The sequence below is a fragment of the Plesiomonas sp. PI-19 genome (assembly GCF_021368255.1).
GTDB classification, from domain to species: Bacteria; Pseudomonadota; Gammaproteobacteria; order Enterobacterales; family CAMTGL01; genus Plesiomonas; species Plesiomonas shigelloides.
This window is the reverse complement of the sequence record NZ_JAJNMQ010000001.1, coordinates 93,780-119,480: the sequence shown is the minus strand read 5'-3', so window position 1 is coordinate 119,480 and position 25,701 is coordinate 93,780. Positions and strand designations below refer to the sequence as shown.

The window sequence follows — 25,701 nt, the reverse complement described above, 5'->3', positions numbered from 1 at the left end:
CGGGCCAATAGCTTGATCAAAGCCGCATTGCGGCTTTTTTTTCGTGCTGCATCCGCCGAGTGGTGCGCTTTTTTTGTATAGTAAACAAAAAACTGCGCACAAGGATTTCGCGATGTTCCAGCGTATTTTAGTCCCGATCGATCTGAATGAATGTGATGTGATTGACCGTACCATGCAGATGGCGGTCGAACAGGTTCTCCTGTCCGGTGGAGAGCTGCATCTGGTGCATGTCTTGCCGGTGATCCATGTCGCGATTGTCTCGAACTTTTTCCCGCCGGATGCCACCGCGCGCATGCGTGAAAGCAGTGAGCAACGCTTACAACAGCTGCAAGCGCAGTATGTGCCAAGCGATATCCGCTGCCATCGCCATGTGGCCGAAGGCAAAACCTACGAAGCGATTATTGATGTGGCCGTAGCGCAAGGTTGCGATCTGATCATGATGCCAAGCCAAGAGCGCTCGCAGTTAGACCGCGTGATGCTCGGCTCGGTGGCCGAAAAAGTGGTGGCCTACTCACCGGTGCACGTACTGGTGATCAAGCCAGACAGCGATAGCGAGTAAACTCGCTACCTAAGACAAAGAAACCCACAAAAAGGCCGCCCGATGATAGTTATTAATAGTTATCATCGGGCGGCCTGATTTTAGCGCTTATCGCGTCATGCCGGGCATGAGAGCGTTAAAGTGGCTCTTAATTACGCCAGTAGGCTGGCGACATCAGTACCAAGAACGGGAAGATTTCCAGTCGGCCAAACAACATGGCCAGCATCATCACGTACTTAGACGGCTCTTTCAGACCACTGAAGTTCGAGCCCGAAGCGCCATAACCAATCCCCATGTTGTTGATACACCCGGCAGTAGAGCCAATCGCGGTATCCAGCGTCTCGCCAAAGGTGGTCAGCAAGAAGATAAAAATCATCGTCATCATCACGTACAAGAAGAAAAAGCCCAACACCGCCAAACCTTGTCGGTCATGGATCGGCTTACCGGACATCTTCAGTGATACCACCGAGCGCGGATGAATCAGCAGCTTAACCTCTTTCACGCTCTGCGCGATCAGCACCAAAATCCGCAGCGCCTTAATACCCCCACAAGTTGACCCGACACAGCCACCAAAGAAGCTGGCGCCAATCAGCAAGAAGGTGACATCCACCGGCCAATCCGGGTATCCGGCAGTACCGAGGCCGTTATCGGTCATCACCGACATGGACTGGAAAAAGCCGTGATAAAACGCTGGCCATAATTCAAAGGTGCCCGAGCGATACAAGCCCCACACGGTATATGCAATCACGCAGGCACAGACCAGAATAAATAAACGGAATTCGGCATTGCGGCTGATGACTTTTAAATTACGGCGTTGGAAGGCAATAAAGTAGAGGGCAAAGTTGATACCGGCCAGAATAGAGAATACCCCAGCCACCAGCTCGACGCCGGCACTGTTGAAATAGGCCACGCTTTCCGTGTAGGTGGAAAATCCGCCCAGCGAAATGGTGGCAAACGCATGGCAAATGGCGTCAAACCACCCCATTCCCACCGCTTTAAAGCTGGCAATGCAGGCGAGCGTCAGTGCGCAGTACACCACCCACAAGCTTTTGGCGGTATCCACGATGCGCGGCGTCATCTTCTCATCTTTCATCGGCCCCGGCATTTCGGTTTGCGCCAACATGCCGCCGACCCCGATAAATGGCAGTACGGCGATGGCCAATACGATGATCCCCAAACCACCGAAGAAATTGAGCTGCGCCCGATAATAGAGCAAGCTTTTCGGCGCATTGGTGACGTCACTGAGAATGGTCGCTCCGGTGGTGGTGATCCCTGAGATACTCTCAAACAGCGCATCGGTAATGCTGATATTGATACTTTTTAGCATCACCATCGGCAACATACTGAATAGCGAGAACACCACCCAGAAGATCAATACCACTAGGTATCCATCTTTGGTGCCGAGTTGCGATTTATTATTTTTGGTCAGGTAATAGGTTACCAAACTGAGCAATAAGGAGATCACGAAGGATTTAAAATAGGCGGCAGATTCGCCATCCCCTTCGTAAATAGCGACAAAGATGGGAATAATAAAAGTGACAGAATAAAGGGCTAACAGATAACTGTTAATCTTTAGAATTGCCTTGAATTTACCGGAGGTAATCATACCAGCGCCCTGAACTGAATGGGGTAAACACAGGCAATACGCTGACTTCCCGAACCATACAACATGGCGCAGTGATCCTTAACTGTGTTGACGTTTTATCTTATGAATGATCCTACCGCACAAAGTGCTAATCGCCAATAATGCCTGTCAGCGGCGCATCAACTGACAGGCATTACAGACTGTTTTATCGTAAGCGGTTCTGTCAGCCAACCCCAAACTCGAATCAGCCGACCGGCGCTGCTGAGCAGCAAATTAATGCACTAACTGCGCCAATGCGTGCAGCAGCTTGTCATGGATCCCGCCAAAGCTACCGTTACTCATCACCAGAATATGATCGCCTGGGCGCACCACACGCATGATCTGCGTGACCAATGCATCCACATCCCCCGCCCAATGGGCTGGCTGTACACAGGCTTCCGCCACTTCAGTCACCAGCCACGGGATATTGGTCGGCTGCAACAAGAACACTTCATCGGCGCGCACCAGTGATGGCGCTAAATCTTGCTTTTGCACCCCGAGCTTCATGGTGTTTGAGCGCGGCTCCAGCACCGCCAGAATACGCGGCGTGCCGCCCACTTTGGCGCGCAGCGCCGACAAGGTGGCCTCAATGGCAGTCGGGTGATGCGCAAAATCGTCGTACACGGTCACGCCATTGACTTCCCCACGCACTTCAAGGCGACGTCGGGCGTTGATGAATTGGCTCAGCGCGGCACAGGCATGTGACGGCTCAACGCCAACATGGCGCGCCGCTGCCAAGGCCATCAGGCCGTTATGCATGTTGTGCTCGCCAACCAATCCCCAATGCACTTCGCCGACATAGTTGCCATCCAGATGCACGCTGTATTGCGATGCATCGTGGCACAGTTTCTCGGCATGCCAATGGCCGTCATCGCCAACGGTTTCTTGCTCGCTCCAGCAACCCATCTGCAGCACCGCTTTCAGATTATGATCGTGCTGCGGGGTGATGATCTTGCCGTTACCCGGCACGATGCGTACCAGATGGTGGAATTGTTTTTGGATCGCTTTGAGATCGTCAAAGATGTCCGCGTGATCAAATTCCAAGTTATTTAAGATCAAAGTGCGTGGGCTGTAGTGGACAAACTTGGAGCGCTTGTCGAAAAAGGCGCTGTCATACTCATCGGCTTCAATAACGAAGAACGGGCTGTTACCCAAACGCGCCGACACACCAAAGTTGCCCGGTACGCCGCCAATCAAAAAGCCTGGTTCGTAACCGCACGACTCCAAAATCCACGCCAGCATACCGGCAGTGGTGGTCTTGCCGTGGGTACCGGCCACCGCCAACACCCAACGCTCACCCAGCAGGTGATCGTGCAGCCACTGTGGACCGGAGGTGTACGGCAGGTTGTTATTCAGCACGTACTCCACACACGGATTGCCACGCGACATGGCATTGCCGATCACCACGCAATCTGGGCGTGGCTCGAGCTGCGCCGGATCGTAACCTTCGATAATCTCAATGCCCTGCTCTTGCAGCAACGTGCTCATCGGTGGATAAACATTGGCATCTGAACCGGTCACCCGGTGTCCCTGTGCCCGTGCCAGCAGCGCCAGCCCGCCCATAAACGTCCCGCAGATACCTAATATATGAATATGCATAACCCATCGGTCCTACAAAAATGCGAATACTGGCATTCTACTCTGACCGGCTGACGAGAGGAAATCCTCAACAAAACAGGACAATTGTCCCGATTGCCGCTAAAATTGTGAACAAGTACGCAAACGTTTGGTTTGCGACTGGTCCCAACCCTACATAACTAAAATATCAGGAAGATAACAATGAAAACACTTGGCGAATTTATCGTCGAGAAACAGCAGGACTTCCCACACGCGACTGGGGAGCTCACCTCGCTGCTGGCGGCCATCAAACTGGCGGCCAAAATCATCCACCGCGACATCAATAAAGCCGGCTTGGTCGATATTCTCGGTGCCAACGGCCTGAGCAACATTCAGGGCGAAAGCCAGATGAAGCTCGATCTGTACGCCAACGAAAAGCTCAAAGCGGCATTGCAAGCCCGTGGTGAAGTGGCCGGGATCGCCTCCGAAGAAGAGGATGACATCGTGGTGTTCGACGGAGATCGCGGTCGTAACGCCAAGTATGTGGTGCTGATGGATCCGCTCGACGGCTCCTCCAACATCGATGTCAACGTGTCGGTCGGTACCATTTTCTCGATTTACCGCCGCATCACGCCGATTGGCACTCCAGTGACCCGCGAAGACTTCCTGCAACCAGGGAATTGCCAAGTTGCGGCCGGCTATGTGGTTTACGGCTCATCCACCATGTTGGTGTACACCACCGGCTGTGGCGTGCATGGCTTTACCTACGATCCGAGCCTCGGGGTCTTTTGCCTGTCACACGAAAGTATCCGCATCCCGCACACCGGCACTATTTACTCGATCAACGAGGGTAACTACATCAAGTTCCCACTCGGGGTGAAAAAGTACATTAAGTACTGCCAAGATCACGATGCGCCAACCAAGCGCCCGTATACCTCACGCTATATCGGTTCACTGGTTGCGGATTTCCACCGCAATATGCTCAAAGGCGGGATCTACATCTACCCAAGCACCGCCAACAGCCCGAAAGGGAAATTGCGCCTGCTGTATGAATGCAACCCAATGGCCTTCTTGGCGGAGCAAGCCGGTGGCCGCGCCAGTGATGGCGAGCGGCGGATTTTGGATATCGTGCCGTCCGAATTGCACCAGCGCTGCCCGTTCTTCGTCGGCTCACACGCCATGATGGACGATGCTGAGCGCTTTATGCGCGATTTCCCCGATGCGCCGGCGCCACTCTAAATAAAATGCATAACCTGTTAGAGCCGGTCACCGCCTAACTAGTGTCCCCGATGCATTCCCCCGCAACAGGCTGCGCACGCAGCCTGTTTTGCCTCTGTCTATTTTAACCGGCCTCGCTATAATATTTTCGCTAACGATAACATTTTACAGCAAGGAATTTGACATGAGCTTAAGCAACGTGCCTGCCGGTAAGAGCCTGCCGGATGACATCTATGTAATCATCGAAATCCCGGCCAATGCCGATCCGATCAAATACGAAGTGGATAAAGAGTCCGGCGCGCTGTTTGTCGACCGTTTTATGTCCACCCCGATGTTCTACCCATGCAACTACGGCTATGTGAACCATACCCTGTCGCTGGATGGCGATCCGGTGGATGTGCTGGTGCCAACCCCGTATCCATTGCAACCAGGCTCAGTGATCCGCTGCCGCCCCGTTGGCGTGCTGAAGATGACTGACGAGTCAGGTGCCGATGCCAAAGTCGTGGCGGTACCACACAGCAAGCTGACCAAGCAGTACGATCACATTCAGGATGTGAACGATCTGCCTGAATTACTGCGTGCCCAGATCACTCACTTCTTCGAGCGCTACAAAGAGCTGGAAGCCGGTAAATGGGTGAAAGTGGAAGGTTGGGAAGGCGTGGACGCAGCCAAAGCGGAAATCCAAGAGTCTTTCGCACGCGCGCAAAAATAAGTCTTTCGCACGTAAGCTAAAAACAAAAACACCGCCAGTAGGCGGTGTTTTTTTATTGTGGCCATCCGCTCGATGCGCAAGCGGATGGCGGCGACGGTGAATGTTAGAACTCAAACTGGTAGATCAAATCCACCGCCTGATTCAATCCCGACACGGCTTGCAGATACAGACTTGGCATCAAGCGATAACGCAAGGTCAGCTCTGCCAGCGAGTCAAAGATCCCGACCCCGTACTTAATCTGCAGACCCGGCATGATATAGCCACTGATCACCACTTGGGAGTTATCTCCCACCCCTTGCGTATCCAGTGCCAGATCGCTGATCCCAAACGCCTGACCAATTTGCCCTACTAGCTGACTGCTTTGTGACAAGCCAATCCCAATCAAGGCAGAGGTCATCGCGCCGTTATCATTGGAGTTACCGTCATCCAATGGCTCGCCGCGCAGAATGTAAGACAGCGCTTCGGCCTGTGACATCGACGGCTCCGAGAAGATAGTCATCAGCGGGTTATCCGCCATGCCGGTGACTCGGATCCCGGCCACTACATCGTTTTGGATCGATTCTGGGTTACGGATCGCTTCGATGTTCAGCATCGGCTGCGTTGGCGGGCCAACAAACAGCAACTGCCCTTTACGAATCACCAAATCCTGCCCGAAGGAGCGGAAGCGGCCATCGGCCAGATACACCTGCCCACGCACTGATGGCCCTTGGGCATTTTGCAGTACGTGCAAGCTGCCTTTGAGCTGCGCCTTGAGACCAAAGGCATTCAGGCGCACATCATCGCCCAGCCGCACCATCAAGTCGGTATTCACCGCCATCGCAGGATTGCTTTCGTTGATGGGCTGCAGCTGGTTATTCAGCAACACCAAATCTGACGAGCTATCCACCGCACTTTCCGGCAGGCTATCAACTTCGATACGCGCCCACGGGATGCGCACCGAGCCAGTCAGCTCCATCGCTTTTGGCGTCGCTCGGAAGGTGAGATCGGGATTAACGTCCAGCCGCACCATCGGTGGCAATGCGATCCGCAGACGATTGGCGTTCGCGTTCAGCATCGCGCTCCACTGCTCTGGACGCTGCCAATCCGCCTCACCGGTGAGGTTCAACACCCCTTCCGGCGTTTGCAGCGCACCGTTCAAGTTCGAGCGCGCACCAGCAAAGCGAATGGTCAGGTTACCGCCGGTAATATCCACCGGCAGCCACGCACCAGTCAGCTGTGGATTTTGCAGCGCCAACTGACCTTGCAGCAACGGTCTATCCAGCACCCCGCCCAATTGCAGCTGGGCACCGATCATCCCTTCCGCTTTTTCGGTTTTCTCTAGCATCGGCGACAACAACGCCAGCGACAGCTGATTAATGTTCACATTACCGCTCAGGCGACGACGTCCCGCCAAGTCACTGATGTTGATTTGGCTATTGAAGCTGCCGTTGTCTTTAAGTTGTATGTCATTGCTCAGTTGCAAACGGCCATTTTCCAGGCGCAGATTAAGCCCCAACTGACTGATATCAATCGGTAAACGGCGGCCCATCAACCACTGGATCACCCGCAGATTGCTGCTACTCAAGTTCGCTCGCACCGTTGGTAAGCCACCATTGGCCTGCCAACGGAACTCCGCTTGGCCCTGCACCACACCTTTAACGCGGGTCTCATCGCCGAGTAGCTCTTTGAACATCGCCAGATCCAAACGGCGCAACTGCACGCGCCCTTGGCCGCTAACACCCGCGGTCATGGTCTGCGGGATGCACACTTCGGCATTCGGGTTAGTCAGACACAACGGACTGATGCTCACTTGCTGGCGGCTATGGGTGTACGCCAGCGCCACCGGCGCTTGCAGTGTCCATGGCCCCAACGGGGTCTGCGCCTGAGTCTGGCTCAAGGTACCGCGCCAGTTCATGCTATTGCGATCGAAGCTGCCGGTTAACCGCAAGCCGGCCGATACCGGTTCGCCTTGCAGGGTAAAGCGCAGCTGATGTTGCCGCTCACTACCGCTGGCATCCAGCTGAGCGCGGCTAACGGTCATGTCACCTTGGACCAGATTCTGCAAGTTGATGGCTACGCTACCCTGAATTTGCGACTGGCTCTTCACATCAGCCTTAGCTTGCAAACGGCCAATGGTCAGGTCTTGCCAACGTAATCCATTAGCTTGCAGATCCAGATTCACCGCCGGTGTCATCAAGGCTCCGCGTAGCACCACGTTACCATTCACCTGTCCACCGAGGCCCGGTAACAGGCCATCTAAGCGCGGTGCGTTAATCTGCGCATCCAGCTTCCACGTATCGCTGATCACGCCTTTGGCCTGCAGACGGTTGCCGCCGACATTCATGCGCAAATCAGAGATATTCCACCGGCCAGTGCTGCGGCCACTTAAGACGGCGTTGACGTCCAGCGGCTTATTCAGTGCCTGTCCGGTCAGATTTAAAATCGGTAAATCCACCGCCCATGCATCGCCTTGCAACTCCCCTTTGGTACTTAAACGACCATTGATGCGTGCAGGCCACTCTGGCCACTGCTGCGCAGTGTTGATGCCGGACAAATTCACATCCGCGCGCCATTTGAGCAGCTTACGCCAAGCCAAGGAGCCTTTGAGCTGCGCCGAGCCTTGCAAGGTATCGAGGCGCAGCAGCGAGATAGCCACGTGCTCCAAATCGCCGGCCGCTTTAAGTGCCACTTTACCTTGTGGAATGTCTTTGCCGCTGTAGCTGGCATTGAGGCTAGCGTTGTAATCACGCGCACTGCCAGAAAGCGCCAATGCCAGCCCTTGCACCCGATAATCGGGCTCACCTTGCAGCGGCCACGCCAGTTTAGGGCTACGCAAGGTCAGCTCTAGCGGCAAGCCGGCGGTCGCCAGCTCGGTCTGCGCATGCAAGTTAGCTTGCAGCGCGCCACTTAACTCCGCCTGCAACACCAACTTGTCATACAGCGCACCGCTCAAGGTCGCTTGCAGCTTTTGCGCTGGCCAGTCCGGCAATTTGAGCGAGCTCGACAGCTTCAGCTCCAAGGGCCACTTTTGCTGTAACCGAGCATAACCGGTCAGTTGTACGTCCCCTTGCGGAGCGCTGACCTGCAATTGCTTGAGGGTGACTTTATTACCTTGGGTACTGGCGCTGATCAGCAGATCATCGATGGTCTGCGGTGTGCCGGTATCAATCCGCAAATTTTTACCGTGGATCTGCGCAACCTCGATATCCAGCGGGATCACCACTGCCGGTAACTGTGCTAACAGCGGGGAAGCAAACAGCTGTTGCAACATCACCGCCGGATCGTCGCTCGTCGCCGCTTTCGCATCGCTTGGCGGTGTGGCAGCTGACTTGGCGGCAGCGGTTTTCTCTGCAACCGAACCCTCTTTTCCCTCTTTCGCGCTGCTCGCCGTATCGGCGGCTGGCGTGGCGAGGATCACCGCCAGATCGTTAAACTCGGTCGGTTGCAGGCTTAATGCTTCGCCGCGCCACTGGGCGCCACTGGTAAAATGGCCCAGAGAGATGCGAGTGCCATCCACCGTCACCTCAACATCATTAAGTTGTAGCAGACGCAATAACAACGGATACGGGGTACTTAGGCGGGTCAGAGGCTCAGAAGGAGTCGGCTCACTGGCGGGCAACAAGGCGGTATCCACCGCAACGCGCACTTTATCCACCGTCACCTGACGGATACACACTTCACTACGGCGCAAACAGCCCAATTGCAGTTGGAGCATGGCATCATCCACCGCCACATCGACGCCCGGCATCGTAAAGGACACCTGCTGCAGATGCAGACCACGACCCCAGTTACCGGAAAACTCGCCAATATGCAGGCCCGGCACCCAACGGTTGGCCCCATTAACCAGCAAACGTAAGCCAGACTCGGTGCCCAGCAACCCCGCCAGCGCCGCAATCAGCACCAGCAGCGTGATCAAAAAGCCAATACTCAGCTTCTTTAACGGATTCATAACTCAGGCCCCAGTGCTATGTAAATTTCCACGCCAGAGCTACCTTTGGCTAACGGATGGGCAATATCAAAACGAACCGGACCGAGTGGTGAGGCCCAACGCACCCCCATCCCGACCCCTGATTTCAGATCTTCTGGAATAAACTTGTTAGTGGCATAACCGGTGTCATAGAACATCGCGCCCCACCAGTTGCCGGTAAAGTTGTACTGGTATTCCAGTGAGCCGGTCGCCATACGCGATGCACCGGTGAGCTTGCCTTCGCTATCGACCGGAGAGATGGATTTGTATTTATAACCGCGAATACTGCGATCGCCACCGGCAAAGAAACGCAATGACGGCGGGACTTTGTCAAAATCGCTGCTCTCTAACCATCCAGCTTCCGCTCTTGCCACAAAACGGTGCTTAGAGGCATAGGTGCGGATCCACGTACTGCGCGCTTGTAACTGCAGCATATCGATATCGGACAACCACGCGGTGTTAGCATAGTTAATGCTGAACACTTCCGAGTCCCCCCAATACGGCATCAAACCACCGCGCGAACGGGTGCGGGCAAACTGAACGCCTGGGTACAGCAAGAAGGTATCGTGCTCTTGCAGACCTTGTTCGAATCGGCTGTAACTGACGTTCATGGTCAAGTTACGCTGCCAGCCCGAAGAGACATTCCAGAACGCGCCAACCGAAGCCGACAGCGACTGTTCATTGGTATCGTTATGGTTTTCGGCGTTATAGGCGGTAGTTAAGGTATAGAATTTTTGCAGCGGGCTCTCTTTGGTCGGAATACGGTAACCAAACTCCACTGATTGCTCTGGCTGGGAATAACGCACCAGCGTTTCCATGCTGTGTCCAAGAGCATTCACCCACGGTTTACGCCAGCGCATACTGGTTCGTACCCCGATATCGGTGGCAAAGCCCAAACCCAATTCCACGTTGTTCGGCGCTCTTGGCGTCACCGTCACAAACAGCGGTAGCTCCATGTTCTCACCCACTTTGGCAAACTGTGGGTCAATCACAATGTTGCGATACCAGTTGGTTTCCGACAGATTCTGGTTAAATTGCGCCAACGTCGCCGCCAGATACGGCTCGCCCACTTTGAACGGGATCAAGCCCTGCAGACGGTTTTCCCGGATTTGCGAGCCGGTAAAGGTCACCTCACCAAAGCGATAACGTCGGCCACTGTCAAATTGGATATTCCAAAAAGCCTCGTGCAGACCAGTAGCCACTTTTAGCTGGCTGACTTTTAAATCCGCCTTAAAGTAGCCACGCTCTAACGCTAACGAACGCAAACGGCTACGAAAGGCATCAAAATCGCCCTGATTTAAAATCGAACCAATTTTGGGTGTCGTCGTCAGCAGTTCGGTAAACGCCGGGTCTTGCCGCGCTTCCCCGATCAATTCGATATTGATGGCTTTAATTCTGACCGGCTCACCCGGATTGACGTGCGCCACCAGCAAGGAGCGCAAAGGGGCACTGCGCGGGATCAGCTCGAAGCGGATTTCGGGGTCAAAATAGCCCAGCGCTTTCAGACCATCTTCAATCCCAGTGCGAACTCGCCGTTTAAAGCGCGCATTGGCCGCGACCTCATCATCTTTAATGGTGGACAAGTGCGCACGCACGTTACGCTGCAACTCTCCGCTCAGCCCCTCTATCTGCAGTTTCACGGCGGCCATCGCCGGCACCGAGATAAGAGACAAGAATAAGAAGGTCCATAATTTTTTGCGCACAAATACCCCAACGGTGATAACGTTGATTAAATAAAAGTCAGCCGATGCCTTGTCGACAGCGCCCTGCGCACTCCCGCGCCGCTTTAGCGATGTCTAAAATAAACAACAATGTCATAACGAAAGTTACGGGGAATTTTATGACTTATGCACACCAACACACAATCATTAATCCAGAACAGGCGTTACCCGGCCGCTCACAGCCACTGCCGCATCATCAGCAGCACGCCATCTTAGGTCTTCCGTTACAACCTATTATCCCAGAACATTATGCCACGGCTTATTTTGCGATGGGCTGTTTCTGGGGTGTTGAACGCTTATTCTGGCAGCAACCGGGGGTGTATCACACCAGCGTCGGCTACATGGGCGGCTATACGCCAAACCCGACCTATCAAGAAGTGTGTACCGGCTTAACCGGTCATGCCGAGGCGGTACGGGTAATTTTTGATCCCGCCAGCATAAGTTACGCCGAGCTGCTGCAATTGTTCTGGGAGCGCCATGATCCCACTCAGGGAATGCGCCAAGGCAATGATCTCGGCACCCAGTACCGCTCAGCCCTCTATACTTGTGATGAGGCCCAGCAACAGCAAGCCGAGCAAAGTGCGCGCCACTATCAGCAAGCGCTAGCTGCTGCGGGACATCCCAATGCCATCAGTACCGAAATTCGCGCCGCAGGCCCGTTTTATCTGGCGGAAGATGAACACCAGCAATATTTGTTTAAACATCCGCATGGATACTGTGGCCTAGGTGGGACCGGCATTTGTTTTCCGGCAGGCGGTTGACAGCGCGCCTAGCTTCTGACTCGGCGGACAGCTATACTGCTTAGGTTGTTTAAGTTGGTTACTTTGTCTACAAAGTGGCTGCGATACTGGATCTTGTAGTAGGGATCATGGTGCGCATGACTTTAGTATCGACAACTATAAGGCCCGGTCATGCGGGCTATCATTACAGTTAAGGTCTCGTGAGAATGCTAGAAAATATACTGGCCATCGCACTGTTGATCGCAGCAAGTGCGTTTTTTTCGATCTCGGAAATCTCTCTTGCTGCATCACGGAAAATTAAATTAAAAGTTATGGCTGACGAAGGGAATATTCGCGCAGCCAAAGTGATTGCATTACAAGAGCAACCCGGCAACTTCTTTACCGTGGTGCAAATCGGCTTGAACGCCGTGGCCATCCTCGGCGGTATCATCGGCGACACCGCGTTTTCCCCGTATTTCGAAAGCTTGCTGGTACATTGGATGTCACCGGATCTAGCGGGAAAAATCGGCTTCCTGCTGTCTTTCTCCGTAGTCACCGGTGGTTTTATTCTGTTCGCTGACTTAATGCCAAAGCGTATTGGTATGGCCTCACCTGAAGCCGTTTCAACCCGAATTGTCGGTCCAATGCAATTTTGCATTAAGCTCTTCAAACCGCTGGTCTGGTTTTTCAACGGTTTGGCTAACTCCATCTTTAAACTGCTTAACGTACCGACCGCTCGTAAAGAAGACATCACTTCCGATGACATCTATACCGTGTTCGAACAAGGTGCCTTGGCAGGGGTGCTGGGTAAGCAAGAGCACCATCTGATTGAAAACGTGTTTGAGCTCGAATCACGTACAGTGCCATCTTCGATGACGCCACGCGAAGACATCATCTATTTTGATATTCGGGAAAGCGAAGAGAGCATCCGCGAGAAAATCTCCACCCACCCACACTCTAAGTTTTTGGTGTGTGACACCACCATCGATAACGTGGTCGGTTATGTCGACTCCAAAGACATGCTGATGCGGATTTTGAACGGCCAGAGCATTGCCCTGCATCAAGGTCTGCCGATGCACAATCCACAGTTTGTGCCGGATTCTCTGACCTTGTCGGAAACGCTGGAAAGCTTTAAAGGCAGCAGCGAAGATTTCGCGGTGATCTTAAACGAATACGCGCTGGTCGTCGGTATCATCACCTTAAATGACGTGATGAGCACGCTGATGGGCGATCTGGTCAATCAGAATCAGGAAGAGCTCATCGTTAAGCGCGATGAAAATACGTGGCTGATTGAAGGCACTACGCCGATTGATGACGTCATGCGTGCGCTGGATATCGATGAGTTCCCAGACTCCGATAACTACGAAACCATTGGCGGCTTCATGATGTATATGCTGCGTAAGATCCCGAAACGCACCGATTACACCATCTACGCCAACTACAAATTTGAAGTGGTCGATATCGATAACTTCAAAATTGATCAAATGCTGATCACCCGTCTGCCAAAAGATGTACCGCAAGACGAGCAGCACGAAGAAAGCAGTGATGGTGCGGAACAAGCCAAGGCAGCAGATAACGATTAGTTAGCTTATCGGCGCGGGTTTTCACGGCGCCGGTCTTTCTGCCCTAACGCAATGTCGGCTAGCACAGCATCGCGAACATAATCGGTTTACTACGCAAAAAGGCCATCCTCTCGGATGGCCTTTTTTATATTCGCGGGTGTTATCTACTGTCTGCTACCGCCAGCCTATTCTCTATAGGCTAGAAAGAGGCTCTCACGCCGCTTGCGTCTGCAATTCGGTGATCTGGCGGTTCACTTCATTCATCACCGTCAGATGCTGTTTGTCTTTGGTCTTGGGCAGCAAAATCTTGCCGTTATCAAACTCGAATGCGCCTACCCCCTTGATATACATGCGGCCGCGGAAAAAAACCTTCACATGGCGAGCAATCATTAAAGGATTGTAGCGTTGGAAAATGCGCATCATAGTTGACCTCCGTTCAAGTCTACCCAGTAACTGTCCTGCGGTGTGCCGAAAATCATTCTCAGCAACGGATAACATAACAGTAACACAAATGGTGTAAGTCGTCATCATGACCCCCGTAGGATAGTCATAATGAGCTGTCAGGTCTTTGATGATAGTCGGAAAATATTGCTGAAATTTTTCACTAAAACGATATTTTGTGAAGATTAACAAATTTCATGCCCAATTTTATCATGCAAAGAACGTCTCCTTCGACCGCCGCTGAATAAGAAAGTTGCCGCATAGCCACCTGCAATACCATTGCGGAATGTAACCTTTGCATAACCTTTTGTCGGATTTGCTGCCGAGGCATCGCGACAAATTTCCCCTCGCCTTCTATGCTATTCACAGGTCGGAGTAGTTGCCGAAAGATTGACATCCCGTGTCAAACAGGCAGAGTACCGGCTGAAGAGCATGTACAGAATTAATAAAATAATCTTTTATTTCATAAGGATAAGATAAGATGAAACTCTCTACTCTGCTGATGGCCTGTGTATCTTTGCTGCCTGCGCTGGCACTCGCCACACCGGTACAACTGAATCAGAGCTTGCCGGCAGCCACCGTCATCGACCAAGGGGAGCTGGTATTGCAAGGCAAAGAGATCAGCTACACCCCGTGGAACACCAACATGCTGCCGGGCAAAGTGCGAGTGGTGCAGGCGATTGCCGGTCGCACCGCCGCTAAAGAGATGAATGCGCCGTTTATCGAAGCCATCAAAGCCGCCAAGTTGCCGCATGACCGCTACCAGACCACCACCATCGTGAATGCGGACGATGCCATCATCGGTACCAGTGCCTTTGTGCGCAGCAGCCTGAAAGACAGCAAACAAGAGTTCCCATGGTCACAATTTATCTATGATGCCAACGGCGTAGTGCAACAAGCGTGGGAATTAGCGCCGAAGAGCTCCGCCATCATGGTGCTCAACCCTCAAGGTAAAGTGCTGTTCGTCAAACAAGGCGCGATGAGCAAAGCCGAAATTGACCAAGCCATGGCCCTGATCAAAAAAGAGTTGCAGCAGTAAGCTGACGCTCTTCTCCTCCATTAACATGCCCTCGCCGGTTGACGTTAACTATGGCGAGGGCGTGTATGCGTTACGCATGCAACGCCATTTCCATGTACTTAAAACACCCCATCATCAAGACGGTCTATTAACGCAGCAACGCTTAGCCAAGAAACTATTAACGAAGCAATTCTCGATAAAGGTGTTTTCGATGAAATGGTTTTTGTGCAAGTGAGTAGGTGATAAGGCGATTGGCTACAGCACTCAGGAAGGTGGCGCGATAAAATACGTGACAGGCATCAGCATCATGACATGGCTGACTATCAAGAAACGTCAGGCTATCAAGAAACTACGCGCATGGCCGCTACCTTTAACAGATAGAATCTAACCGATAGAATCGAGTCAAGCCGCTCTTGTAGACGGGTAGCCAAACTCAATAATTGAAATGCTGGGCCAGCATGACCAGTGAAAACACATACCCCAGCGCAATAGCAACGCCCCAAATATGCTTTTTCATTCTATCCACCCGTAATAAAACCATTTTTATTAGCAATTAATTAACATTAAGCGGATTTCGGTCATTTGACAACTTATTGTCAATGCAAAAATCCGGCAGGAAGCAAAGGACATGACCAGCGCAGAGCAGGCTGCCGGGCAGGAAAGCTCCGCATCCGCTAACGAACATACTGACAATAGCCGCCTTATCAGCGCACGCCAGCGCGCCATTGATCTTGCCATCAACCGGCATATCGACGGGAAAATATATCCGCAGCAACCGACTAAACTGGAACAGCGTCTGCAGCGCCGTCTGCAACAAGAGCAGCTACAGCGACAAGAAAATCTCGAGAAGATCATGCAGATTGCCGCCAGCTTGTGTCAGGACACCTTGGCGACAGAAAGCGATCCAGACTGGATCAGCAGCTTTTTACAGCTAGCACAAGAAACCCGGGGCGCGCCGATGCAGCGCCTGTGGGGGCGAATTTTAGCCCAAGAGATTGTGCAGCCGGGCAGCTTTTCGATTAAGGCGCTACGCACCTTGCGTGATATGACGCACCGCGAAGCCATGCTGTTTCAGCGCGCCTGTGCGGTTGCCTGCAGCTTTGGCGCCGATCTCTCGGCCAAGCGTATCATCACCGGGATCCGCCCGGGCAAAAACGGTCTCAAATCCCTCTTTCGCGCGCCCGCGCCTGAGCAGCTCAATTTGGGCAGCTTCAAGCTGCCGTTCAGCGCCCTGCTATTACTGCAAGAGCTGGGCTTATTGCTCGGCGGAGAGCTAGAATCAGGCAGTTTACTGCCAGAGCAGAACTATTCACTGCGTTTTGCCAGTACCGATTTGACGCTGACCACCCACGACACCGGCCATCGCCTTACCTACTACCGTTTCAGCCCGGTGGGTGAGGAGTTGTCACAATTGCTGATTGGCACATCACTGCCCGAGTACATTCAGTGCTTGAGCAGCTTGCTGGGTGCCCACCTAACGGTGACGCCACGCAGTGCCAATGTGAGTGTCTAAGCGGTGGCTGTATACATGGTGAGAGTGTCAGAGGCTCGAGTGTAAAAAACCGAGTGTGAAAAACTAAATTTAAAAATCGCAGGGTAAGTTGCCGGAGTGTAGAGCCGACATCGCCAAAGCATGCTCAACGATGCGCAACTACGCGCTCCGCTCACTCCACTCTGAGCTCTGGGCGCGTACCGTAAAACGCACTGAACGCCGCCCGCCAAGCGCGAACTTAGCGAGCGCATCCCCATGGCTTACTCGTGTGTAACCCGCAGCCGGTTAACAACAACCGCGTGCCCACGCCACCCGAACAATAAACGGTGGATTGGTTAAATCCTCTTGCTGGTTGTAGCGCAGCGGTTGGTTATCCAAAGTTTCCACCACCGCCCCTGCCGCTTCGGCAATGCAGTGACCGGCCGCGGTATCCCACGCCATGGTGCGACCAAAACGTGGATACAGCTGCGCTTGCCCTTCGGCCACCAGACAGAATTTCAAGGATGAACCGACCGAGGTCAGCTGATGCGGACCAAGCTCAGCCAGATAGGAGGCCAAACGCGGGTCTTGATGTGAACGGCTAGCTACCACCACCGGCGGCATCGCTTGCTGTACCTGCAACGGTTCACGCACGCCTTGCACGACGCGCCACGCTTGGCCACCTTCGGCCATGTACAGCTTATCCAGCGCCGGGGCATACACCACCGCCATCACCGGACGCCCCTCTTCAATCAGGGCAATATTGACGGTGAACTCACCGTTATGTTTGATAAATTCTTTAGTGCCATCCAGCGGGTCTACCAGCCAAAAACGTGGCCAGAGCCGACGCACCGACCAATCAATGTTGGCCGCTTCTTCGGATAACACCGGAATGGACGCCGTTAGCGCGGTCAATCCACGCACGATGATCTGGTGTGCGGCCAGATCCGCTTCGGTCAGCGGGGAGTCATCGGCTTTCTGTACCACAGTGACCTCACGCTGATAGGCTGCCATGATGGCATCGCCAGCTTCACGTGCGATCTTCTCCAACGCCTGTAACATAACTGTACCTCGCCTACCTGATGATGCCGCGCGCGCTCAGGGCCTCCAGCAAGGTCACCACCAGTTCATCCACGCTATGTTCAGCGCTCTGCAGATGAACCTCCGGATTTTGCGGGGCCTCATAAACGGCATCGATGCCCGTAAAGTCTTGAATCTGACCCGCGCGCGCCTTTTTGTACAGCCCTTTCACGTCGCGGCGTTCGCATTCCGTGAGCGGAGTATCGACAAACACCTCAATAAATTGATCCGGATCGACCTGCTGGCGCACACTATCGCGTTCCGCCCGTTGCGGCGAGATAAAGGCGGTCAGCACCACCAAGCCGGCATCCAGCATCAATTTACTCACTTCGCCAACGCGCCGGATATTCTCCTGCCGCTCGGCCAGTGAAAATCCCAAATCGGCGCACAGGCCATGACGCACGTTATCACCGTCCAGCAGATAGGTGCGAACTCCTTGTCGATACAGCGCCTGCTCCAACGCCCCCGCCAGCGTCGATTTCCCAGCCCCAGAAAGACCGGTAAACCAGACGATCGCCCCGCGATGGCCATTTAACTGCTCGCGCTGGCGGCGATCTATCACGTGAGCTTGCCAGATAGCGCCATGCGCGGTGGCAACGCCGGTCGGCAAGGTGGCGGCTAGATTAGGGGAAGGTTCGGTCGCGGACATCGCGCGCTCCTTGTGACAAAGTAATCCCATGAATTAAATCGCCGATATACCACACCCGGTGACGTGGCATATCGGCCATTGACGGTCTAATCAGGTCTGCTGATTGCCAGCGTTAATCCTGACTGATATCACGCACCTGCCAGTGCGGGTATTGACGGCGGATCAGTGCATTGAGCTCTAACTCAAACGCGCTGTAGTGCTGGCTACCACGTGCCGGCTCACCCAATACGCTATCCACCAACCCCGCGCCTACCGTGACATTGCTTAGGCGGTCAATAAAGATAAAGCTACCACTGTCTTGGCTGTGTCCATACGGCTCCAGCGCCAAAGGTTCACTGAAGACCAGTTCGACCTGCCCAATGCCATTTAACGGTAATTCGCTGGCGGCGTGGCGTTCATGGTTATTGATATCCACCTGATGACGAATGGCGGTGACCCGCGCTTGGGTCTTACGACCAGCCAGCTTGATGTCATAAATATCGCCAACTCGTAGCGGTTGCTCGGTCATCCACACCACATCGGCCGCCACCTGACGACTGACGCTTAGCGGATCGTCGGCCGCCACCAACAGATCGCCGCGGCTAATATCGACTTCGTCGCGCAGCACTAACGTCACCGCTTGCCCCGGCACCGCGTGGGTCAGGTCGCCGTCAAAGGTCACGATGCGCGCCACTTCGGTGCGCACCCCCGAGGGCAGCACTTTCACCGGCTGACCGACCCGCACCACACCTGAACCGACAGTGCCGGCATAGCCGCGAAAATCACGATCCGGGCGATTGACATACTGCACTGGGAAACGCAGCGCCGCCGCTGCCCGCTCGCGACTGACCTCAACGTTCTCCAGCACTTCCAGCAACGTCGGGCCATCAAACCAGCTCAACGCTTGCCCGCGCTGGACGACGTTATCGCCATCCAGTGCCGACAGCGGCAGTAAGGTGATCTGCAGCTGCGGATTGAGGCGGGCGGCAAAGGCTTGGTAATCGGCACTGATCCGCGCAAATACGGCTGGATCGTAACCCACCAGATCCATCTTATTGACCGCCACCACCAGATGCCGGATCCCCAGCAAATTGGCAATAAAGCTGTGGCGGCGGGTTTGTGCCAACACGCCTTTTCGCGCATCGATCAATAAGATCGCCAGATCGCAGGTGGACGCGCCGGTGGCCATATTACGGGTGTACTGCTCATGGCCAGGGGTATCGGCAATGATGAACTTACGCTTTTCGGTGGAGAAATAGCGGTACGCGACATCAATGGTGATCCCCTGCTCGCGCTCGGCTTGCAGGCCATCGACCAGCAGCGCCAGATCCAATTTTTCACCGGCAGTGCCTAAACGGCGGCTATCGGCATGCAGCGTATTGAGCTGATCTTCATAGATCTGGCGGGTATCATGCAGCAAGCGGCCGATTAAGGTGCTTTTACCATCATCGACACTACCACAGGTCAAAAAACGTAATAAGCCTTTGTGCTGCTGAGCCAGCAGGTAAGCCTCAACGCCATGCTCGGCAATTTGGGCGGCAATTGAACTGTTCATGCGTGGCTCCTTAGAAATATCCCTGGCGTTTTTTCAGCTCCATCGAGCCGGCCTGATCGCGGTCAATCAAGCGCCCTTGGCGCTCACTGCTGGTCGACAGCAGCATCTCTTCGATAATGGCAGTCAGCGTATCGGCCTGCGATTCAATGGCGCCGGTCAGCGGCCAGCAGCCCAAGGTGCGAAAGCGCACTTTACGCTGTTCGATGGTTTCACCCGCTTGCAGCTCAATCCGCTCATCATCCACCATCATCAGCATGCCATCGCGCTCCAGCACCGGGCGCTCTTTGGCCAGATATAACGGCACAATGTCGATGCCTTCCAGATAGATGTATTGCCAGATATCCAGCTCAGTCCAGTTAGAAAGAGGGAAGACCCGAATGCTCTCGCCTTTGTTAATTTGGCCGTTGTAATTGCGCCACAGCTCTGGGCGCTGGTTTTTCGGATCCCAGCGATGGAATTGATCGCGAAACGAGTAGATCCGCTCCTTGGCGCGCGATTTTTCCTCATCACGACGTGCGCCCCCGAAGGCGGCATCAAACCCGTATTTGTCCAGTGCTTGCTTAAGACCTTCGGTTTTCATCACATCGGTATGCTTGGCACTGCCGTGGGTAAACGGGTTGATGCCCAGCGCCACGCCCTGTGGATTACGGTGCACCAACAGTTCAAATCCGCACTCGCGCGCCATGCGATCGCGAAACTCATACATTTCACGAAACTTCCAACCGGTATCCACGTGCAGTAACGGAAAGGGAATTTTGCCCGGATAAAAGGCCTTACGCGCCAGATGCAGCATTACCGAGGAGTCTTTGCCGATGGAATATAGCATCACCGGATTGGCAAATTCGGCGGCCACTTCACGCAGGATATGGATGCTTTCGGCTTCCAGCTGCTGTAAATGCGTCAGTTGTGTTGCGTTCATGAGTTCGTCCTACCCCAGATTAACTACCGCAGGCCACAGCTCGCTGTGCGGCCGGCTGCCGAACCAGTGGAGAGAATCGGCCAAGGCCGCCACTTCTCCGATAATAATCAGTGCCGGTGCGCTGGCTTGCGCCGCCAACTGCGGCAACTGTTGCAGCTCGCCGCGCAATACCTGTTGGCTGCTACGCGTACCGTTGACGATAATCGCCACCGGGGTCTGCGCCGCACGGCCATGAGCCATCAGCTGCTGACTGATCTCTGCCGCTTTGAGCGTCCCCATATAAATGGCGAGCGTTTGCCGTCCACGCGCCAGTGTCGACCAGTCCAGTGCATCGCCATCTGGGCGACAGTGACCGGTAATAAACATCGCGGTTTGGGCATGTTCGCGGTGAGTCAGTGGAATCCCAGCATAGGCGGTAGCTCCTGCCGCCGCGGTGATCCCCGGAACCACCTGAAACGGGATCTGATGTGGCAACAGTGCTTCCAGCTCTTCGGCGCCGCGGCCAAAGATAAACGGATCGCCGCCTTTAAGACGCACCACGCGTTTTCCCTGTAGCGCCAAATCCACCAGCTTTTGATTGATCTCTGCTTGCGGCACCGAATGATCACCTGCCCGTTTGCCGACACAGATCTGCTCGGCATCGCGGCGGATCAAATCGCGGATCTCATCGGAGACCAGATAGTCGTACAGCACCACATCGGCCTGTTGCAGCACCTGTAAGGCGCGCAGCGTCAATAAACCCGGATCGCCCGGCCCAGCCCCAACCAAAAACACTTCCCCGCGCCCTTGCTCACGCTGGGCATGGGCCTTCAGCGCACGTGCCAGCTCTTGCTCGGCATCATCATCCCGCTCTTGCTGCACCAGTGAGGTAAAACGGCCACCAAACAAGGCTTCCCAAAAACGACGACGTTCGGTAATACCGTGCAGCGCCTGTTTCACCGGCTCACGCCAGCGATCCGCCAGTTGCGCCACGACGCCAAGACGTGAAGGCAGCAAGCTTTCCAATTTTTCGCGGATCAAACGCACCAGCACCGGCGCACTGCCGCCCGACGACACCGCGACCACAAACGGCGAGCGATCAATGATCGACGGCATGATGAAAGAGCACAGCGCCTTGTTATCCACCACATTGATCAGCACCGCGCGCGCCTCTGCAGCGCGACTGACGCGGTGATTGAGCAGCTCATCATCGGTCGCTGCCACTACCAGATACACATGTGCTAACTGCGTATCCGCAAACTCTTGCGCGATCCACTGCAGCGCGCCCTGCTCGGCGTGACGCTGCAATTCGGCCGTCAGGGTGCGGCTGACTATCTGCACTTGTGCGCCTGCGCGTAGCAATAACGCCACTTTGCGCTCAGCCACTTCACCGCCGCCCACCACTAACACCTTACGCCCTGCTAAGCGGGCAAAAACCGGTAAAAACTCCATCACTGCGGCCCCTGACATCCCTACGTATGCAAGCAATATAGAGGCTTATTGAGAGGCTCATAAATGATGATTTCATCTTTGCAATTCCGTTTTGTTCTAATACCGTTCGCCTTTAGTCAGCCCGCACGGTCACACGGCCAATGCGCTTCGCAAGACGCGCGCCCCATGCCACGATTCACGACAGAGTTACAGGATTGTTCGCGACCAACTTCACACTCCTATCGCGAGAAAACGCGGCATACATTGAGATTTGTTACCCTGTTCCGAGTTTTACCTTCCCTTATCTCAACAACCTACTGACTGACAGAGGAATCGCTATGTCTTTGTCCCGTTCTCCGCTGGCACTGGCCATTGCAGCCGGTTTGTTCTGTGCCGCTTCTGCCAATGCCGCCACCGTTGAACTGCGGGTGCTGGAAACTACCGACCTGCACAGCAACATGATGGATTATGACTACTACAAGGATAAGCCGACCGAGAAGTTCGGCCTGACCCGTACCGCTACGCTGATCGGTGAAGCCCGCAAAGAGGCCAAAAACAGTGTGTTGGTGGATAACGGCGACCTGATCCAAGGCAGCCCTATGGGGGACTATCAGGCCGCGAAAGGTCTGAAGAAAGGCGAACAACACCCCGTTTATAAGGCGATGAATCTGCTGGATTACCAAGTGGGTAACTTGGGTAACCACGAATTTAACTACGGTCTGGATTACCTGAAAACGGCATTAGCGGGCGCCGCCTTCCCGTACATCAACGCCAACGTGTTTGATGCCAAAACCGGTAAGCCACTGCTGCAGCAATACCTGATCAAAGACACCGAAGTGGTGGATAACGAGGGTAACAAGCAGACCATCAAAATCGGTTATATCGGCTTTGTACCGCCACAGATTATGGTGTGGGATAAAGCCAATCTGGAAGGCAAAGTCACTGTTAAAGATATCAAGCAGACCGCAGAAGAGCTGGTGCCGAAGATGCGTGCCGAAGGCGCGGATCTGGTGATTGCGATTCCGCACTCTGGCGTTTCAAGCGATCCGTATAAAGCGATGGCTGAAAACTCGGTCTATTACCTCTCTCAGGTTAAAGGTATCGATGCCATCATGTTCGGCCACTCCCATGGCGTGTTCCCGAGCAAAGATTTTGCCGCCCTGCCGGGCGTGGATCTGAGCAAAGGCACCATCAATGGCGTACCGGCGGTCATGCCGGGTCAGTGGGGTGACCATCTGGGCGTGGTCGATTTAACCCTGAACAACGATAAAGGCCAGTGGAGCATCACTGACTCCCGCGCCCAAGCGCGTCCTATTTTCGACAAAGCGGCCAACAAACCGCTGGTCGCAGCCGATGCCAAACTGACTGCCGCACTGGCTGCCGATCATAAAGGCACCCGTGATTTTGTCAGCAAGCCGATTGGTAAAGCCTCGGATAACATGTACAGCTTCTTGGCGCTGATTCAAGATGATCCAACCGTGCAGATCGTCAACAACGCTCAGAAAGCCTACGTTGAACACTTCGTGCAAGGCGATCCAGATCTGGATGGGATCCCAGTGCTGTCTGCCGCCGCACCATTTAAAGTGGGCGGACGTAAAAACGATCCATCCAGCTTCGTGGAAGTTGAGAAAGGTGAGCTGACCTTCCGTAACGCGGCCGATCTGTATCTGTACCCGAACACACTGGTGACCGTGAAGGTCAACGGTGCGCAGCTGAAAGATTGGCTGGAGTGCTCCGCCGGACAGTTCAACCAAATCGATCCGAACTCCAGCAAACCACAAGAGCTGATCAACTGGGACGGTTTCCGCACCTACAACTTCGACGTGATTGATGGCGTGAACTATCAAATTGACGTGACCCAACCGGCTCGTTTCGATGGTGAATGTAAGTTGATCAACCCAAGCTCGGAGCGAATTAAGGCACTGACCTTCAACGGCAAGCCGGTCGATCCAAAAGCGCAGTTCCTGATTGCAACCAACAACTACCGCGCCTACGGTGAGAAATTTGCCGGTACCGGTAGCCAGTATGTGGCCTTTGCCTCACCAGATGAAAACCGTCAGGTGCTGGCGAACTACATCAGCGAGCAGAGCAAGCAACAAGGTCAAGTGGTGCCAACAGCCGATAACAACTGGCGTTTAGCGCCAATCAACAGCAAAACCAAGCTGGATATCCGCTTTGAAACCTCACCAAGTGACAAGGCTAGCCAGTTCATCAAAGAACATGCGCAGTATCCAATGCAGCAAGTGGGTAAAGATGAAAACGGCTTTGCCCTGTATCAAGTGGATCTGAATGCCTCTGCGGCCAAGCAGTAAGCGAATAGGCTGACGAGCACTGACAAACGTGAGTCGTCGCCAGTAACAAAAAGGCCTTCCATGATGGAAGGCCTTTTTTATATTTCGATGTTCAATTACAGCGACATTCAATTACTGCGACTGGGCAAACGAGCCATCGGCCAGTCGGACAAAGACTACTGGCTTGCTGCCCGCCACCGCATCGAGCTGCAGCGCTTCCACCTCGCCCTTGGCATTGGTTTTCACCCGTACCGTTTGACCGGCTTTGACATTACTCAGCGGCTTATCCGCGGCCTGTGCCCGCGTCATGGCCATCAAATCCGGTAGCGGCAGGTTGCCGGAGCGGAACACTTGCGCCAAGGTTACGCCCTTACCCACTTGGTAGCTTTGCCAGCCAGCGCTGCTGGTTTTGGCGGCGCTTTCCACCGGCTTTTTCTCCGCCACTTTTTCAGGGGCTTTTTCCGGTGCTTTTTTGGCTACTTCACGCACTGGCGTTTCTTTTACTGAAGTTTCTTTGACTGCCGGTTTACTAACGCTACGCTCAGGCGCTCTTTCTGCCACCCGCGTAGGCGCTTTACTTTCCGCTTCACGGCGCACCGTGTTGCTTGGCGCCTGTGCCGCACGGGTTACCGGCGGTGAGCTCACCGGCACCGCTTCGCTGCGCTGCTCCAGATCTTCTGGCATCTCTTGCGGGATGCGACGATCCGGTTGCCGCTCAGACAATGCTTCCGGCGTCAGGGCCACCGGGGTGTTATCTTGCACACCCTCGGCCCCCGCCACCGGCAAAGCCGCTTCGCTTTGCTCTGGCGCCGATGAACCCGACGGCAACACAATCCCAAGCAGCACCACTAGCGCACTGACGGTGATCCAGCGGCGATGAAACGGCGATACCGGCCCAAGCCAGTTAAAGCGATCCGGCACATGCCACAACGCGACCAGCGCTGCACGCAACACGCCCGATAACCCCATCTCTGCCGGTGGGAGTTTGATATTCAGCGTCGGCCATTGCCAATCGGGCAACGACAATTTTTCCCGCCAATTAAAACGGGGCGCGCGCTGCTTGGGCGCGGCCTTGGCGGGGCGTTTTTTTCCCGGTCTTCCTACCGGTCCGCTATCTGTACGCAGGTCCACTTCATCTCCATGCACTAGACAAACCGCGATCGATTTATTTTTTCCTTTTCACAGAGAAAAGTCACGGTATTTACTATTAAAAATCGCATTTGCGACGCCTATTTTTGCCGGAATGCACCGGTACTGATATGCTCGCACCTCTGTGAGCAGTTTATCTGTA

At 54.2% G+C, this 25,701-nt stretch carries 19 protein-coding genes; 8 read left to right on the top strand and 11 right to left on the bottom strand.

The genetic code is table 11. The features are described from left to right. The first annotated feature begins 112 nt into the window (after window positions 1–112). A complete protein-coding gene (locus LQ901_RS00565) occupies window positions 113–559 on the top strand; it encodes a universal stress protein (RefSeq protein ID WP_233671903.1) in 447 nt (148 codons plus the stop codon). 127 nt (window positions 560–686) lie between these two features. Here LQ901_RS00565 and LQ901_RS00560 read toward each other — a convergent pair whose 3' ends face one another. Both LQ901_RS00560 and mpl read right to left on the bottom strand, forming a co-directional pair. Continuing rightward, entirely contained in the window at window positions 687–2,144 is a 1,458-nt protein-coding gene (locus tag LQ901_RS00560; protein WP_010864726.1) for a TrkH family potassium uptake protein, read from the bottom strand. A 252-nt stretch (window positions 2,145–2,396) separates the two neighbouring features. Beyond that, on the bottom strand, window positions 2,397–3,761 hold the full coding sequence (gene mpl, locus LQ901_RS00555; RefSeq protein ID WP_064978228.1) for a UDP-N-acetylmuramate:L-alanyl-gamma-D-glutamyl-meso-diaminopimelate ligase: 1,365 nt from the start codon (window positions 3,759–3,761) through the stop codon (window positions 2,397–2,399). A gap of 180 nt (window positions 3,762–3,941) precedes the next feature. Here mpl and fbp point away from each other — a divergent pair, with 180 nt between their 5' ends. Then, window positions 3,942–4,958, top strand: a complete 1,017-nt coding sequence (gene fbp / locus LQ901_RS00550; protein ID WP_010864728.1) for a class 1 fructose-bisphosphatase — start codon at window positions 3,942–3,944, stop codon at window positions 4,956–4,958. A 163-nt stretch (window positions 4,959–5,121) separates the two neighbouring features. Continuing rightward, window positions 5,122–5,649: an inorganic diphosphatase gene (gene ppa / locus LQ901_RS00545; RefSeq protein WP_010864729.1), complete on the top strand. Its 528-nt coding sequence runs from the start codon at window positions 5,122–5,124 to the stop codon at window positions 5,647–5,649. Window positions 5,650–5,752: 103 nt separating this feature from the next. On the opposite strand, the gene LQ901_RS00540 is transcribed toward ppa, so the two are convergent. Together LQ901_RS00540 and LQ901_RS00535 are read right to left on the bottom strand one after the other, a co-directional pair. Further along, a complete protein-coding gene (locus tag LQ901_RS00540) occupies window positions 5,753–9,577 on the bottom strand; it encodes a translocation/assembly module TamB domain-containing protein (protein ID WP_233671902.1) in 3,825 nt (1,274 codons plus the stop codon). Then, the gene (locus tag LQ901_RS00535; RefSeq protein ID WP_010864731.1) at window positions 9,574–11,244 is read right to left on the bottom strand and encodes an autotransporter assembly complex family protein; all 1,671 of its coding nucleotides are present in this window, start codon (window positions 11,242–11,244) and stop codon (window positions 9,574–9,576) included. The genes LQ901_RS00540 and LQ901_RS00535 overlap by 4 nt, the downstream gene beginning before the upstream one ends. Window positions 11,245–11,435: 191 nt before the next feature. Between LQ901_RS00535 and msrA the strand changes: the two genes are divergently transcribed. Continuing rightward, entirely contained in the window at window positions 11,436–12,077 is a 642-nt protein-coding gene (gene msrA / locus LQ901_RS00530; protein ID WP_064978231.1) for a peptide-methionine (S)-S-oxide reductase MsrA, read from the top strand. A gap of 185 nt (window positions 12,078–12,262) precedes the next feature. Further along, on the top strand, window positions 12,263–13,618 hold the full coding sequence (locus LQ901_RS00525) for a hemolysin family protein (RefSeq protein ID WP_047706716.1): 1,356 nt from the start codon (window positions 12,263–12,265) through the stop codon (window positions 13,616–13,618). A gap of 192 nt (window positions 13,619–13,810) precedes the next feature. Here LQ901_RS00525 and LQ901_RS00520 read toward each other — a convergent pair whose 3' ends face one another. Continuing rightward, on the bottom strand, window positions 13,811–14,017 hold the full coding sequence (locus tag LQ901_RS00520; RefSeq protein WP_010864734.1) for a DUF1107 domain-containing protein: 207 nt from the start codon (window positions 14,015–14,017) through the stop codon (window positions 13,811–13,813). A 502-nt stretch (window positions 14,018–14,519) separates the two neighbouring features. Between LQ901_RS00520 and LQ901_RS00515 the strand changes: the two genes are divergently transcribed. Beyond that, a complete protein-coding gene (locus tag LQ901_RS00515) occupies window positions 14,520–15,077 on the top strand; it encodes a YtfJ family protein (protein WP_039045750.1) in 558 nt (185 codons plus the stop codon). Window positions 15,078–15,684: 607 nt separating this feature from the next. Continuing rightward, window positions 15,685–16,569: a TIGR03899 family protein gene (locus LQ901_RS00510; RefSeq protein WP_010864736.1), complete on the top strand. Its 885-nt coding sequence runs from the start codon at window positions 15,685–15,687 to the stop codon at window positions 16,567–16,569. Between the two features lie 264 nt (window positions 16,570–16,833). On the opposite strand, the gene cysQ is transcribed toward LQ901_RS00510, so the two are convergent. The 5 genes from cysQ to cysG all read right to left on the bottom strand — a co-directional run bounded on the left by cysQ (window position 16,834) and on the right by cysG (window position 22,140). Next, window positions 16,834–17,589 carry a 3'(2'),5'-bisphosphate nucleotidase CysQ gene (cysQ, locus tag LQ901_RS00505; protein WP_064978233.1) on the bottom strand — a complete coding sequence of 252 codons (756 nt, stop codon included), beginning with the start codon at window positions 17,587–17,589 and terminating at the stop codon, window positions 16,834–16,836. Between the two features lie 13 nt (window positions 17,590–17,602). Beyond that, the gene (cysC, locus tag LQ901_RS00500; RefSeq protein ID WP_233671901.1) at window positions 17,603–18,256 is read right to left on the bottom strand and encodes an adenylyl-sulfate kinase; all 654 of its coding nucleotides are present in this window, start codon (window positions 18,254–18,256) and stop codon (window positions 17,603–17,605) included. A 112-nt stretch (window positions 18,257–18,368) separates the two neighbouring features. Further along, window positions 18,369–19,790: a sulfate adenylyltransferase subunit CysN gene (gene cysN / locus LQ901_RS00495; RefSeq protein ID WP_039045748.1), complete on the bottom strand. Its 1,422-nt coding sequence runs from the start codon at window positions 19,788–19,790 to the stop codon at window positions 18,369–18,371. 10 nt (window positions 19,791–19,800) lie between these two features. After that, window positions 19,801–20,709 (bottom strand): sulfate adenylyltransferase subunit CysD, encoded by a 909-nt coding sequence (gene cysD, locus LQ901_RS00490; RefSeq protein WP_010864740.1) that lies wholly within the window; start codon window positions 20,707–20,709, stop codon window positions 19,801–19,803. A 9-nt stretch (window positions 20,710–20,718) separates the two neighbouring features. Next, complete coding sequence (cysG, locus tag LQ901_RS00485) at window positions 20,719–22,140, bottom strand: siroheme synthase CysG (protein ID WP_233672379.1); 1,422 nt, start codon at window positions 22,138–22,140, stop codon at window positions 20,719–20,721. 317 nt (window positions 22,141–22,457) lie between these two features. Here cysG and LQ901_RS00480 point away from each other — a divergent pair, with 317 nt between their 5' ends. Then, on the top strand, window positions 22,458–24,431 hold the full coding sequence (locus LQ901_RS00480; RefSeq protein WP_370586047.1) for a bifunctional 2',3'-cyclic-nucleotide 2'-phosphodiesterase/3'-nucleotidase: 1,974 nt from the start codon (window positions 22,458–22,460) through the stop codon (window positions 24,429–24,431). 111 nt (window positions 24,432–24,542) lie between these two features. Here LQ901_RS00480 and LQ901_RS00475 read toward each other — a convergent pair whose 3' ends face one another. Beyond that, complete coding sequence (locus tag LQ901_RS00475) at window positions 24,543–25,541, bottom strand: LysM-like peptidoglycan-binding domain-containing protein (protein ID WP_152135756.1); 999 nt, start codon at window positions 25,539–25,541, stop codon at window positions 24,543–24,545. Window positions 25,542–25,701 lie beyond the last annotated feature (160 nt).

Bases quoted from the DNA above. Each gene is read 5' to 3' on its own strand.
- LQ901_RS00565 (WP_233671903.1), top strand. From the start codon at position 113: ATGTTCCAGCGTATTTTAGTCCCGATCGATCTGAATGAATGTGATGTG.
- LQ901_RS00560 (WP_010864726.1), bottom strand. From the start codon at position 2,144: ATGATTACCTCCGGTAAATTCAAGGCAATTCTAAAGATTAACAGTTAT.
- mpl (WP_064978228.1), bottom strand. From the start codon at position 3,761: ATGCATATTCATATATTAGGTATCTGCGGGACGTTTATGGGCGGGCTG.
- fbp (WP_010864728.1), top strand. From the start codon at position 3,942: ATGAAAACACTTGGCGAATTTATCGTCGAGAAACAGCAGGACTTCCCA.
- ppa (WP_010864729.1), top strand. From the start codon at position 5,122: ATGAGCTTAAGCAACGTGCCTGCCGGTAAGAGCCTGCCGGATGACATC.
- LQ901_RS00540 (WP_233671902.1), bottom strand. From the start codon at position 9,577: ATGAATCCGTTAAAGAAGCTGAGTATTGGCTTTTTGATCACGCTGCTG.
- LQ901_RS00535 (WP_010864731.1), bottom strand. From the start codon at position 11,244: ATGGCCGCCGTGAAACTGCAGATAGAGGGGCTGAGCGGAGAGTTGCAG.
- msrA (WP_064978231.1), top strand. From the start codon at position 11,436: ATGACTTATGCACACCAACACACAATCATTAATCCAGAACAGGCGTTA.
- LQ901_RS00525 (WP_047706716.1), top strand. From the start codon at position 12,263: ATGCTAGAAAATATACTGGCCATCGCACTGTTGATCGCAGCAAGTGCG.
- LQ901_RS00520 (WP_010864734.1), bottom strand. From the start codon at position 14,017: ATGCGCATTTTCCAACGCTACAATCCTTTAATGATTGCTCGCCATGTG.
- LQ901_RS00515 (WP_039045750.1), top strand. From the start codon at position 14,520: ATGAAACTCTCTACTCTGCTGATGGCCTGTGTATCTTTGCTGCCTGCG.
- LQ901_RS00510 (WP_010864736.1), top strand. From the start codon at position 15,685: ATGACCAGCGCAGAGCAGGCTGCCGGGCAGGAAAGCTCCGCATCCGCT.
- cysQ (WP_064978233.1), bottom strand. From the start codon at position 17,589: ATGTTACAGGCGTTGGAGAAGATCGCACGTGAAGCTGGCGATGCCATC.
- cysC (WP_233671901.1), bottom strand. From the start codon at position 18,256: ATGTCCGCGACCGAACCTTCCCCTAATCTAGCCGCCACCTTGCCGACC.
- cysN (WP_039045748.1), bottom strand. From the start codon at position 19,790: ATGAACAGTTCAATTGCCGCCCAAATTGCCGAGCATGGCGTTGAGGCT.
- cysD (WP_010864740.1), bottom strand. From the start codon at position 20,709: ATGAACGCAACACAACTGACGCATTTACAGCAGCTGGAAGCCGAAAGC.
- cysG (WP_233672379.1), bottom strand. From the start codon at position 22,140: ATGGAGTTTTTACCGGTTTTTGCCCGCTTAGCAGGGCGTAAGGTGTTA.
- LQ901_RS00480 (WP_370586047.1), top strand. From the start codon at position 22,458: ATGTCTTTGTCCCGTTCTCCGCTGGCACTGGCCATTGCAGCCGGTTTG.